The sequence below is a fragment of the Nocardiopsis sp. TRM 82005 genome (genome assembly GCF_056312425.1).
Genome location: NZ_JBWDTQ010000004.1, coordinates 153,916 through 167,063 on the forward strand (window position 1 = coordinate 153,916; position 13,148 = coordinate 167,063).

At 70.7% G+C, this 13,148-nt stretch carries 8 protein-coding genes; 1 reads left to right on the top strand and 7 read right to left on the bottom strand.

Features of this window, described 5'->3' with window-relative positions; all coding sequences use genetic code 11:
• Positions 1 to 106: 106 nt before the first annotated feature.
• Genes AC0T5L_RS02005 through AC0T5L_RS02020 form a run of 4 tightly spaced genes read right to left on the bottom strand, consistent with a single transcriptional unit; the run spans position 107 to position 5,187 of the window.
• A complete protein-coding gene (locus AC0T5L_RS02005; RefSeq protein WP_476163591.1) occupies positions 107 to 1,720 on the bottom strand; it encodes an ABC transporter ATP-binding protein in 1,614 nt (537 codons plus the stop codon).
• On the bottom strand, positions 1,720 to 2,607 hold the full coding sequence (locus tag AC0T5L_RS02010) for an ABC transporter permease (protein ID WP_476163592.1): 888 nt from the start codon (positions 2,605 to 2,607) through the stop codon (positions 1,720 to 1,722). Before AC0T5L_RS02010 ends, AC0T5L_RS02005 begins: the two co-directional genes overlap by 1 nt.
• The gene (locus tag AC0T5L_RS02015; RefSeq protein WP_476163593.1) at positions 2,604 to 3,539 is read right to left on the bottom strand and encodes an ABC transporter permease; all 936 of its coding nucleotides are present in this window, start codon (positions 3,537 to 3,539) and stop codon (positions 2,604 to 2,606) included. Before AC0T5L_RS02015 ends, AC0T5L_RS02010 begins: the two co-directional genes overlap by 4 nt.
• 46 nt (positions 3,540 to 3,585) lie before the next feature.
• Positions 3,586 to 5,187: an ABC transporter substrate-binding protein gene (locus AC0T5L_RS02020; protein WP_476163594.1), complete on the bottom strand. Its 1,602-nt coding sequence runs from the start codon at positions 5,185 to 5,187 to the stop codon at positions 3,586 to 3,588.
• An 838-nt stretch (positions 5,188 to 6,025) separates the two neighbouring features.
• On the opposite strand from AC0T5L_RS02020, the gene AC0T5L_RS02025 reads away from it, so the two are divergent.
• Entirely contained in the window at positions 6,026 to 6,577 is a 552-nt protein-coding gene (locus tag AC0T5L_RS02025; RefSeq protein WP_476163595.1) for an ATP-binding protein, read from the top strand.
• Positions 6,578 to 6,692: 115 nt separating this feature from the next.
• Here AC0T5L_RS02025 and AC0T5L_RS02030 read toward each other — a convergent pair whose 3' ends face one another.
• The 3 genes from AC0T5L_RS02030 to AC0T5L_RS02040 all read right to left on the bottom strand — a co-directional run bounded on the left by AC0T5L_RS02030 (position 6,693) and on the right by AC0T5L_RS02040 (position 13,064).
• A complete protein-coding gene (locus tag AC0T5L_RS02030) occupies positions 6,693 to 7,685 on the bottom strand; it encodes an AMP-binding protein (RefSeq protein WP_476163596.1) in 993 nt (330 codons plus the stop codon).
• Between the two features lie 238 nt (positions 7,686 to 7,923).
• A complete protein-coding gene (locus AC0T5L_RS02035) occupies positions 7,924 to 10,443 on the bottom strand; it encodes a LuxR C-terminal-related transcriptional regulator (protein ID WP_476163681.1) in 2,520 nt (839 codons plus the stop codon).
• Between the two features lie 164 nt (positions 10,444 to 10,607).
• Complete coding sequence (locus AC0T5L_RS02040) at positions 10,608 to 13,064, bottom strand: ATP-binding protein (RefSeq protein WP_476163597.1); 2,457 nt, start codon at positions 13,062 to 13,064, stop codon at positions 10,608 to 10,610.
• Positions 13,065 to 13,148 lie beyond the last annotated feature (84 nt).

The window sequence follows — 13,148 nt, forward strand, 5'->3', positions numbered from 1 at the left end:
GCCTCTGCGCTCGTGAAGCACGACTAGGCTGAACTTCGCACATCGTCTTGCGAGAGATGGCCCGGACGGCCGCTCACTGACCCGAAAGCCTTCTAAAAAACACTCCCTAATCCGCGGTGCCCGCGAAGGCGGGCCGGAAGTCCGGGGTGTCCGCGATCAATCCACGCGTGTAGCTGTGCTCGGGCGCCGACATCACCTGGCCGACCGGGCCGTACTCCACGATCTTGCCCCGGTTCAGCACCGCCACCCGCTGGGCGATGTTGGACACCAGCGCGATGTTGTGGGTGACGAACAGAAGCGCCATCCCCTCGTCCTGTAGCGCGCGCAGCAGCTGCACGATCTCCGCCTGCACCGACACGTCCAGGGCGGAGGTGATCTCGTCGCACACCAGCAGGCCGGGCCGGGTGGCCACGGCGCGCGCGATGCACACGCGCTGGCGCTCACCGCCGCTGAGCTGTTCGGGGAAGCGGTCGGCGTAGGAGGCGGACAGCGCCGCCCGCCCCAGTGCCTCGGCCACCACCGCGTCGGGGTCCTTGGGCCTGCCCACCAGGTGTCGGTAGGGGCCCAGGATCTGGTCGCGCACCCGCCTGCGCGGGTTGAGCGCCTCATAGGGGTTCTGGAACACGTACTGCACCCGGCGCCGTTGCTCGGCGGTGCGCCGGTAGCTGCTGGTGGCCAGCGGCTGGCCGTCGAAGAGCACCTCGCCGGTGAACTGGTGGTGCAGCCCGGCCACCGAGCGCGAAAGGGTGGTCTTGCCCGACCCCGACTCGCCCAGCAGCGCCACGCACTCGCCGCGGGAGACCGACACGTCGATGCCCTCCAGCACCCGCGTGCGCCCGTAGCCGGCCGACAGCCCGGAGACCCGCAGCAGCGGCTCCTCCTCCGGCTTCCCATCGTCTCCGTGCCCGTCAGTGCGCAGCAGCGGCACCGCACGCAGCAGCTGGCGGGTGTAGCCGTGCTTGGGAGCGGTCAGCACTTCGTCGGTGCGGCCGCGCTCGACCAGCTCGCCCTGGTACATGACCGCGACCTCGTCGGCCAGTCCGGCGACCACCGCCATGTCGTGGCTGATGTAGACCCCCGCCGTTCCGTACTCACGGGTCATCCGGCGGATCGTCTCCAGTACGTGCACCTGCGTGGTCACGTCCAGACCGGTGGTCGGCTCGTCCAGCACGATCACGGTCGGGCGGCCCACGAAGGCCATGGCGATCACCACCCGCTGCTGCTGCCCGCCGGACAGCTGGTGCGGGTAGCGGGCCAGGAACGCGTCGTCGTCGGGCAGCGCCACCTCGCGCAGCACCTCGCGCACCCGGGCCTCGGCGTCGGTCGCCGGCAACGACTCGTCGTGCAGGGCCTCCCGCAGCTGTCTCCCCAGCCGCAGCGCCGGGTTGAGCGCCGATGCGGGGGACTGCGGGATGTAGGCCACCGCCCGCCCGCGCAGCTCGCGTACACCGCGCTCCGACAGTGACGCCAGGTCCTTTCCGGCCACCTCCACGCGTCCGGAGCTGATCTGCGTGGCCCGCTTGCAGTGCGCCAGCAGCGCCAGCCCCAGGGTGGTCTTGCCCGAGCCGGACTCGCCCACCAGGCCGAGGATCTCGCCCCGCCTGACCGAGACGGACACGCCGCTGATGATCTCCACGTCCGAGGGGCGCCCGATCACCGTCAGGTCGTCCACCGCCAGCACGGTGTTTCCGTCGGCCACGTCCCGCGTCTTGTCCTGCATTACTTCCCGACCCCCCGATCGATACCGATGGCCGCACGTGACAGTCCGTCGGTGATGAGGTTTGCTCCGATGGTCAGGACCGCGATCGCCGTCACGGGCAGCGCCACCGCCCACGGCTGCACGGCCATGCCCTGACGGTTCTCGTTGATCATCAGGCCCCAGTCCGCGGTCGGCGGCTGCAAGCCCATGCCCAGGAAGCCCAGCACCGCGACCACGCCGATCGAGTAGGTCAGCCGCAGACCCAGCTCCACCAGCAGCGGGCTGGACACGTTCGGCAGGATCTCCACCACCATGATCCGCCAGCGCGGCAGGCCGATCGCCTCGGCCGCCTTCACGTAGTCCTGCTCGATCACCTTGCGCGTCGCCTCGCGGACCACCCGGGCCACGCGCGGCATGTGGGAGACAGCGATGACCGCCACGATCAGCCACACCTTCGGGCCGAGGATCGACATCATCAGCAACGCGGCGATCAGCTGCGGGAAGGCCAGCAGAATGTCGTTGGCGCGCATGAGCAGGTCGTCCAACCAGCCGCGCTGGTAGCCCGCGATCACGCCGACCACCGCTCCCGCCACCACGCCGATGCCGGCGGAGGCGCCCGCGAGCAGCAGCAGTGTCCATCCGCCCCACAGGAAGCGTGTGAGCACGTCGCGTCCGCGGTTGTCACCGCCGAACACGGTGTCGTCCACACCCGTCTCGAAGGGTTTGGCCACGAACTCGGTGGGCGTGTACGGGGCGATGAAGGGCCCCACCACCGCGACCAGGACGACCAGGCCCGTCAGGACCACGCCCACCTTCGTCCGCCCGAAGCCCCACGCGGTACGCATCAGTCCGGTGCCGCGTGTGCGCGCCACCGCGGGCGTCGTGCCCGTGTTCGAAGGAGCGCTCATCGGTTCGCCACCCTCACCTTCGGGTTGGCCGCCAGCCCGATCACGTCAGCGATCAGGTTGACGAGGATGTACACCCCGGCGATGAGGAGCACCACGGCCTGGATCAGGGGCACATCGCGGTTCTCGATGGCGTCCATCAGGACCTTGCCGATGCCGGGGAAGTTGAACAGGAACTCGACGGCCACCACGCCGCCCGCCAGCCAGGCGAGCTGTAGGGCGACCACCTGGGCCACCGGGCCGATGGCGTTGGGCGCGGCGTGCCGCCACAGCACCTCGCGTTCGTCCAGGCCCTTGAGCCGGGCCTGCTGCACGTACTCGCTCTCCAGGACCTCGATCATCGTCGCCCGCATCATCCGCACGATCGGCGGCGCCACGGCGAAGGCCAGGGTCAGTACCGGAAGCACCCACTGGTCGGGGCCTCCGTGACGGGAGTACACCGACGGGAACAGGTCGAGTCCGCCCGGTCCCAGCAGCAGGATCAGCAGGATACCGATCACGAACTCGGGGATGGAGGCCACGACCAGCGTCCCCAGCGAGGAGGCGTGGTCGAAGGTCCGGTCCCGGCGAAGGGCGCTGAACGCGCCCACGGCCAGGGCGACGGGGGTGGCCACCAGGGCGGCCAGACCCATGAGGATCAGCGAGCCGCCCACCGGGGAGATCAGGAACTCGGCCACGGGGAGCCGGTTGGAGTAGGAGATGCCCAGGTCGCCCTGGACGATTCCCTGGAGCCAGTGCAGGTACTGCACGGCCACCGGTTCGTGCAGGTTGAGCTGGTCGCGCAACGCCTCCACACGCTGGGGTGTCGCGTCGCGGCCCAGGATCATCTGGGCGGCGTCGCCGGGCAGTGCCTGCGTGGCAGCGAAGACCACGAGGGACACCGCCCAGAGCGTCAGCGCGCCGAAGAGAAGGCGGACGACGATGAGTCGGGTCATGGAGAGCTTTCGGTCGGGGTCGGCTTCGGCGTGGCGGAGAGCTCGCCTACTGCTCCAACCAGACCCGGTAGAAGGCGTAGGAGCCCAGCGGGTGCCCGGAGACGGCGGGCTCGAGCCCGTGCACGGCGGTGCTGTGGCCGTCGAGCAGGTTCACGAAGCCCCACACGATGTAGCCGCCCTCCTCGTACTCGATCCGCTGCGCCTCGCGGATCAGTTCGTGGCGCTCGTCCTCGTCGGCGGTGCGGCGGGCCTTCTCCAGGGCCTCCAGCCACTCTTCGTGCTCGCCCCACATGGTCTCGTTGTAGGGGGCGCCCACCACCGAGCCCTGCGCGGTCTGGGTGATGTAGTGGCGCGCGCTCCAGAAGTCCTGGCCGAAGGCGTAGGGGAAGCCCTCCTCCTCGCTCCAGTAGTCGCTGGGGTTGACGCGGCGCAGGTTGACGGTGACCCCGGCCTCACGGGCCTGCTCCTGGAAGACCTCGGCGGCGGCGACCACTCCCGCGTTGATGTCGGAGGTGACCAGCTCGACCTCCAGGCCGTCCCCGTGCCCGGCCTCGTCCAGCAACCGCTTGGCCTCGTCGATGTCCTGCTCGCGCTGTTCGAAGTCCTCGGGGTAGGAGGGGTCCATCCGCGCGTACATGTCGTTGCCGATCTGGCCGTACCCGGAGAGCGCCTGGTCGACCATCTGCTGTCGGTCCACGATGAGGCGGAAGGCCTGGCGGACCCGGACGTCGTCGAAGGGCGCCTGGTCCACGCGCATGGTGAACGGCAGCCACATGCCGGTCTCGGACTCCATGATGTCCAGGTCAGGGTTGCCCTCGAGCACGGACACCTGCGCGTGCGGGACCTGGGAGATGACGTCGACGCTGCCGCTGTTGAGGGCGTTGACGCGCGCGTCGTCCTCGGGGAAGTCCACGATCTCGAGCTCGTCCACGTAGGGCAGGCCCTCCTCGTGGTAGCCCTCGTGGCGCTCGAAGAGGCTGTACTCGCCCGCGGTGAACTCCACGTGGCGGAACGGGCCGCAGCCGATCGGGTTCTGTGGGTCGTAGCCCTCCGGCACGACGCAGTTGTAGTACTCCGCCAGCGCGTCGGGCAGGGTGACCGTGGGCTCGGTGCAGCGGATGAGGACGGTGCGCTCGTCCACGGCCTCCAGCGCCTCGGGGTCCACACCGGCCAGGTCGCCCGCGCCGCGCTTGGGGCTGTCCGGATCCAGGATCCGCTGGAGCGAGAAGATGACGGAGTCGGCGGTGACGGGGGAGTCGTCGTGGAAGGTCAGGCCCTCCTTGAGCACGGCGGTCCACTCGGTGGCGTCCTCGTTGGATTCGAAGGACTCGGCCAGGTAGTTCTCGATGGTGCCGTCGTTGGTGTAGCGCACCAGTGTGGCGTAGAGCGAGTAGTTGCGCGCGATGTCCACGTTGTCGGTGGGCTCATGCGCGTCCAGGGTGTCGTTGACGCCACCGCCCGCCACGCCGACGCGCAGCCGGCCGCCGGACTGGGGCTCGCCTCCGCCTGACCCCCCGGACCCGGAGTCCCCTCCGCAGGCGGCCAGCACCGGGGTGACGGCCATGCCCGCCGCGGACGCACGGAGCAGGGAGCGGCGGCTGGGGGCGAAGGCACGGGCGTTTTGGGGCTTCTCGGGCAGGGACGGCACAGGGCACCTCACTTGGGGACGGACAGGTCGGGCATCCGGCACCGGTGGAGGCGCCCGGGGGCGGCGCCGGGGGAACCGGCAGGTGTCGGACGCAGACGATCCTTGTTCCACTCACCTGGAAGCGTCAAACCAGCACAGAATGGATGCGGCGGTGAACACGGCGTTTCACGCCGGTATCACTGGAGCGTGCCCCCGCAGGCGACGAGATCCGCTGCGGCCTGGTGTTTTGCGCGGATTCGCGCGGTCGTCACGCGCTGCCGTATGAACGGGTCACCCGCACGCCCATCGCGCCAGGGGGCGCGGCGGGAGCAGTCCCGGTCGTACTCCAATCGATGTCATGGGGAAGCGAAAATGTGGTGTTTAACGTGGACTTTGTCCGTTTTGTCCGTTTGTAGTTCATTGGCGGGAGCCGTGGGGCCCGTGGGGAATCCGGGGTCCAGCCGGGCGGCGGGGCCCGCGTCCTTGGCCTCGTCGGCCCACATCCGTGCTTTGCGCAGGTGAAATCCCGACGACCGCCGGATGAACTTCTCCCAGTCCTCCGGTGTGGCGTCCGCCGTGTCCCGGACCCGGGCCGGGGCCTTGGCGCCCCCGCGGCCGTCCCGTCAGTGGAATGGCAGTTCCGGGGCGTGTATTGCCAACGTGTTACACCTCACATGGGTGACCCTGGGGTCCAGGCTGTTTCCTTTGTTCACATCGGGGATGACACGTGACGGGGTTTTGTGGCCAATGCCGGGCAGGGGGAACCCGGGTGTGCTGTTCTGGAGCCAGTACACCCTTGTCTAAGGTGAGTGCAGGCGGCGCAACCCGCGCGCCCGTCGCGGGTGATTGGAGTGACCGGATGGCTGAGGCGAGGCAACTCCGGGAATACGTGCCCGCGGAGGTGCCGGAGAGCACGGCTCCGACCGCACCGACCATCGAGACGGGGGACCTCACCGGCGGGGTCACCGACCACACGGTGTGGAGCTGTGCCGGGAACCTGACCGCCGTGCGTTCCATCCGCGCGCGCGTGCGTGAGTTCCTCACCCGCATGGGTCACTCCGAGAGCTCTTTGGACGATGCCGAACTGGCCGTCAGCGAACTGGCGACCAACGCCCTGCTGCACTCGCGTTCCGGACAGAGCGGCGGCGTCATGACGCTGTTCATCCGCTCCGACGCCGGGCGCCTGCGCGTGGCCGTCGCCGACCAGGGGGTGCGTGACGGCGAGGGCCTCCACGCGCGTGAGGACGGCGACGACTTCGGCCGGGGCAGGCTCATAGTCGACAGCTGTGCCACCCGTAGCGGTGAGTACTGGAGCGAGGCCACACACGTGGCCTGGTTCGAGATCGACGACCAGCAGTCCGGCGCCGACGACGGGGAGCCGCTGGCGGCGGAGCTGGTGGTCGAGGACTGAACCGGCCCGGGGCCGACCTCCGGCCGCGGTTCCTTCACGACTCCTCAGAGTGAGGGCCGCCGGAGCGCCCCGGACCGCCGGTCCCGGAGAGAACGGGCCCCGGCGGCCCGGACGGTCAGTACGTCCCGTCGGCCGGAGGGTCGGCGACCCGCTCCGGTTCGGGAGCGCAGCGCACCGTTATCTGGCGCCCCTCGGGTGGTGGACAGCCCGTGCCCGCCACCACGCACGTCCCCGTCCACAGGGCCAGCGCCACCAGCGTCACCCGTGTCGTCTCGTCACCCCGCTCGTCCACCGCCACCACGTCGTTGGCGGTGAGCGCCAGTCGGTCGCGCAGCTCCGAGAAGCGCGCCATCAGGTCGCTGTGCGGGTACAGCGTGGTCAGCAGCCCGTCGCTGGTCCGCTCGTAGCCCAGGATGCCGTTGTCGAACAGACCGCGCGTGGGGCTGTAGCCGCTGCCGTCCGGGCTGGGTTGCAGCAGTTCGCTGAAGGGCGTCGTTCCCAGCGCGCTCCCGAACGAGATGACCTGCCGCACCCTGGAACGCTCCGCGAGCTCCAGTGCCGCCGGCGCCATGTCGGCGCTGACGAACAGCAGGCGCGTGTCGGTCTCGCTGAGTACGGCGCTCTGGGTGTCCATGTCGGAGGTGACCGACAGGGGCAGGGCGCGCCCGCCCACGGCCTTCACCGTGTACGTGGCCAGGAAGCGCTGGGGGGAGACCGGGGCGAGGACCCCCACCACGTCGCCGAAGCATATGCCCCGGCGGCTCAGTCCCGCGGCGGCCCGTTCCACCTCGGTCGCGAAGGAGAGAGCGTCCATGCGGTACCCGTGTCCGCGGATCGTTCCCACCCGGCCGGACCGCAGGCGCAACCTCTCGTACAGGCCTCCGGTCAGCGAGCCGATCGGATCGTCCCGGCGCGGCAGGTGGCGCCCCGGTCGTCCGGTTCCTGAAGACAGCCCTACCCCCATACGTACCCCCAGTTCGCCCATCCGTCGGTGGTACCGCCCGCCGGGCTCGTCACGCCCCCTCCACGTGGCGAGCCCGGAGACGTTCCGGCTGGCGGATGCGGTCCTCCTCCCCAGGACGCATCCCGTGCCGACGCGGTTTCCCACTGGCCTCGAAGACTTTCCCGGGGCTGGCGGTCCGCCGCGATCCCGGTCCCCGACGGCCGTTCACGGGCTCCACACGTCCGTGTCACCGCGGTGCAGCGAACGCGATGTCCCATGGCTCGAAGCCTAGCGCGTTCACGGCCAGATGCACATGCATATTGCTATGCACATGCATATGTAGATTCAGCGAAGAAGGATGTAGCCAGCCTGAGAGCCGGGCGTAACCGGGCAGATCGGACGGTCAGTCCGACTTCTGGTGCTGCTTTACCCACGCCGTGATCTGCATACGCGAGTGGAAGCCCATCTTACGGTTGATGTTGGCCACGTGCCGTGCCGCCGTCGACGGGGTGATGAACAGCGTACGGGCGATCCCGGGGTTGCTCTCGCCCCGACTCACCAGGAGCGCGACCTCCAACTCGCGCTTGGTCAGCAGCTCCCCGGGGGTCACCGAATCCGGTGCCGGAGCGGGCCCCTCCCGCGTCCCGCGCTTGCGCACGGCACGCTTGACCCGTGGCGGAGTGCTGCGGCGCGGTGGTGGACGCCTCCCCTCCTCGGCCAGCCGCTCACCCTCGCAGACCGCGCTCGACAGGCTCAGGCCCCGGCCCTGCTCCCACCAGTTCACCAGGTGGCGCCGGCGCCGGCGCGTCGTCTCCGCGCTCGCGAACGGCCACGGGGCTTTGTACGTGGGTAGCCCCAGCCGCTCGCGCACGCTCGTCGCCGCACCCGTCAGGCGGCAGGCGGGCTCGCGCAGCCCGGAGTCGAAGGCCACTCGGGCGATCGCGGTCAGGGCACGCGCCACGTCGGCCCGCTGTCCCGTCGAGTGGCTCAGCAGCAGCCCCTCGCTCAGGTAGTCGTAGGCCTGGCCCGTGGACCCCTGGGCGTAGGCCACCCGGCCGATCCCGGCCAGGCAGCGTGCCTCGTCGGCCACCGCGCCGATCAGCCGCTGGGTGTCCAGCGCCTCCCGGTAGCAGCGGTCCGCCGTCACCAGGTCGCCGCTGGCCTCGGCCGCGCGCGCCTGACCGATGAGGGCGATGCCCACGCCCCACCGGTGATCGATGCCGCGCAGCAGGGTCAGCGCGGCGTTGTAGTGGTGGTCGGCGGTGGGATGGTCGCCCTGCTGGGCGACCAGGGCCGCCCGCGTACCCAGGGCGAGGGCCTCGCCGCACAGGTCGCCCGCCTCGCGGCACAGACGCAGCGCCTCCTCCACCCGAACCGCGGCTTGGTCCGGCACACGGTCGCGCACCTCCACCAGGGCGAGCAGGTTCAGCGCGGCGCGGACGAACACGTCGTCCCCGACCTCCCGGCACAGCCGTAGGCCCTCCTCGCCCAGGGACAGGGCCAGCGTGTGGTTGCGCCGTTCCCGCGCCAGTTGGGCCCGGCCCACCAGTGCCCGCGCCCGCGAGGACGCCTTGGCCGAGTCCTCCAGTTCCAGTAGCCGGTCCAGCCAGTACGCGCCCTCGAAGTAGCGCCGGTGGCTCACCCAGTGCGAGACGAGGCTGACACACAGCCGCAGCCCCGACTCGGCCGCACCGTGGTCCAGCGTCCAGCGCAGCAGTGAGCGCAGCGTGTCGTACTCGGCGAGCACCCGCTGCCGCCCGGAGTCGCGCTCGCTCCAGGGCATGGGCCGGCTCGACCCCAGCATGCGGTCCAGGTCCTCCACCAGGCGCAGCATCCGGTCCAGGAGCCGTTCCTGGAACAGCTCCGCCTCGCCCCGGGCGGCCAGCCGGGAGTACGCGAACTGCCGTACCGCCTCCGGCAGCCGGTAGCGCACCCGGCCCTCGAACTCGCCGGTCACCGTGATCAGCGAACGGTTCAGCAACGAGGTCGACAGGTCGAGGATGGCCGACTCCGGCAGCGCCTCGTCGGCGCACACCTGCTCGGCCAGTTCCAGGTCCCATCCCCGGAACACCGACAGGCGCCGTAGCAGCACCTGCTCGGTCTCCGGCAGCCCGCCGTACACGAAGTCCAGTACCAGCGGCAGCATCTGGACGCGCGAGACGGCTTGGCCCGGGCCCGGCCGGGCCGCGGGGGAGGTCAGGTACGCGCGCAGATCCGCTACGAGGGCGTCGGGGCCCATGCCGGGCGCACTCGCTCCCAGTACCTCGATCCCCAGCGGGATCCCGCCCGCCAGGTCGCACAGCTCCGCCACGGTCTCCAGCTCCTGGGGCGAGACCGAGAAGCGGGGATCGCGCGTACGGGCGCGGTCCATGAACAGCTGCACCGCCTCCGACCCGGAGGGGTCGGGCGGCGGTCCCTTGCGCGCGGGCAGCGGCAGGGCCATCGGCGTCATCCGCCACACCGTTCCGCCCGACAGGCGGAACGGGTCCTCACTGGTGAGCAGGACCGAGACGGACGGGCAGGCCGCCAGCAGGGCCTCGCCGACCTCCGTCACCTCGTCGGCGACATGCTCGCAGGAGTCCAGCACCAGCAGCAGGCGGCGGTCGCGCAGGGCCTCGATCACCGTGACGGACAGCGGCTGGCCGGGTTCCTCGACCACGCCCACCGCGGCGCACACGCGCGCGTAGACCTCCAGGGGCGTGCGTGCGTCCGCCAGGTCGGCCATCCACACACCGTCGGGGAAGGACACGGTGGACTGCTCGGCCAGGCGTATCGCCAGGCGGGTCTTCCCCATCCCGTCGGTTCCACACAGCGTGATGGAACGGCTGGAGTCGAGCAGGCGGAGCAGGTCGCTCAGGTCCCGTTCGCGGCCCACGAATCCGGTGCCCGGACGGGGGAGATTGTGCCGCGCGGGCGCGGTCAAAGGTGCCATGGCCTTCACATGTAGGGGCGGTTGGGGAAGGTTCTCACCAGGGACGAGGGGAAGGTCGCAGGGCGGACAAGGTCGGATGTGCGTTGGTACCTGGAGTTCTGTCTTAGCGGGTGCACGCGCACTGTGCAAGTGCTTCCAGCCGATCAGAACCCCTCTCAAGCACCGTTCTCCGGCACGGTCCAGCCGGTCAACTGTGTCCTGGAGGAAATCGAGAGTTTTCTGAAGATGTTCGCGATATGTCGGGCCGCGGTCGCCTGACTTATGGTCAGCCGCTCGGCGATCTCCCGGTTGGACAGGCCCCGCTCGACGAGTTCGGCCACCTCCCTCTCCCGGGGGGTCAGGGAATCCGGCCCGGCGGGTTCGGGGGACGCGGGCCGGGGAAAGGCCAGCGCACGGTCGAGCACCTGTTCCAGGGGCAGGGAGCGCCATGCGTTCCAGGCCTCGGCGGTCCGCGCCCCGCCCACCCGCCGCTCCACCGCGGACCGCAGCCGCAGCGTCTCGGCGGAGGGCCGGTCCAGGGACGTCCGGAGGTCGGCGACCACCCCCGTCAGGGCGGCGGCCCGCTCCGCCTCGTTCTCGGCGAGCGCCAACTCCGCCAGCGCCTCCAGAGCGCGTGCCACCGCGATCCGCTGCCCGGAGGTGAAACTCACCCGCAGGCACGTCGACAGGGGTTCCCTGGCCCGCAGCACCTCGCCCTCGGCCAGGTACAGGCGGCCCAGCTCCCGGGCGCAGTACGCGGTCGCCGGGGCCGCCTCCAGCTCGCCGAAGGCCGACAGGGCCTCGGTGTACAACGCGCGCGCCCGTGCGAAGTCCCGTCGTTCGGCGGCGATCGAGCCCAGCTCGTGCAGGCAGCGCGCCACGTTCCACCGGTCACCCAGGTTCTCGGCCACCGAGATGCTCTGCTCCAGGTAGCTGGTCGCACGGACAGCCTCACCGCGGCGGCGCGCCAGTTGCGCCAGCACGCCCAGTGTGGTGCCCTCGGTGATGGGATCGCTGACCTGGGAGGTCCACTCCCTGGCCCGTTCGGCGTGCTGTCGGCCCTCGTCCAGCGCGCCGGTGCGCAGGGACAGCGCTGCCATGGTGGCCATGGCCGAGGCTGCGGCTCCAGCCTCACGGCAGGCCCGCGCCGCCTCCAGGGCGCACATGGCGAGGGCGGACACACGCGGTACCGTGTCCAGGTCCAGGCGCAGCTCCGCGTGCAGTGCCAGGGCGCGCGTCCGCAGGTGCGGGGACTGCCCGTCGGGGTCGGTGTCCAGCGCCCGCTCCAGGAGGCGGCTGCCCTCGGCCGCCAGGTCGCGCACCAGCCAGTAGGGACGCAGCGCCACGCACACACGGAGGGCCTCGTCCACGCGTCCCCGCGACAGCGCCCAGTCCACCACCCGGGCATGGTTCTCCCGGTGGTGGTCGAGCATTCTCAGGCGGGTCAGGCGCTCGTTCCAGGGCAGCGGCGCGCAACTGCCCTTGGCCCACTCCTCCAGCCGGGTGACGCAGAAACGCAGGTAGCGTTCCCACCGCTCGTCCCCGCCGTCGCTCTGCGCCAGGTGCTCGGCCGCGTAGGCGCGCACCGTCTCGGTCAACCGGTAATGGGTGGTGCCGTCGATCTCGGTGTCCATCACCACCAGCGACTTGTCCAGCAGGGAGAAGTGCAGCGGCAGGATGTCGGAGGGGTCGACGCCCTCGCCCGAGCAGACGTCCTCGGCGGCCTCCAGGTACCAGGTGGAGAACACCGACAGGCGGTGCAGCAGGAGCCGCTCCGCGTCTGTGAGCAGGTCATGGCTCCACTCCAGGACCGCGCGCAAGGTGCGCTGACGCGGTGGCAGGTCCTCGGACCCGTCGCTGGTCAGGAGTTGGAAGCGGTCGTCCAGGCGGCGCAGGATCTGCTGCACGGACAGCACCCTGACGCGTGCGGCCGCCAGCTCGATCGCCAGCGGCATGCCGTCCAGCATCCGGCAGATCTCCGCGATATAGCCGGAGTTCTCCCTGGTCATCTCGAACCCGGAACGGGCGGCGTGCGCGCGGGTGACGAACAGTCGCACCGACTCATAGCGCTGTGTGTCGCGGCGGGGGATGGGATCGGGGCCGGCGGCGTAGGGGTCGACGGGGGTGGGACGCGCGGGCAGCGACAGCGGGGGCACGCGCCAGATGCTCTCCTCGGGAACGTGCAGCGGCTGGCGGCTGGTCACCAGGATGCGTACTCGGGGACAGTCGCGCAGCACGGCCTGGCACAGCCGCGCCATCGGCCCCACGGCGTGCTCGCAGGTGTCCAGGAGCAGCAGCAGGTTGCGGGCGCGCAGTGAGGTGATGACGGCGTCCGTCATCGTGCGTGAGTCGTCCCCCACCGCTTGCAGGCCGACCGCCACCGCGCGCAGCGCCTGCTCGTGGGTGGAGGCCTCGCTGAGGTCGACGAAGCGCACGCCGTCAGGGAACCGGCGCATGACGCGCTCAGCCAGGTGCAGGGCCAGGCGTGTCTTGCCGATGCCTCCGGTACCGGTCAGCGTGACCATCCTGGCGGTACCGAGGAGGCGGCCCAGATCGACGATGTCGCGTTCACGTCCGACGAAGCTGACGAACTCGCCGGCGGACAGGGGCAGGTTGTGGCGGGGAGGAGACATGGCCTCGATTACTAGGACACCGAACCGGCCCGCGCGCCGCGTCCGGACGCGGCGCGCGGGGACGCCGTTCCCAGTGTCGCACCC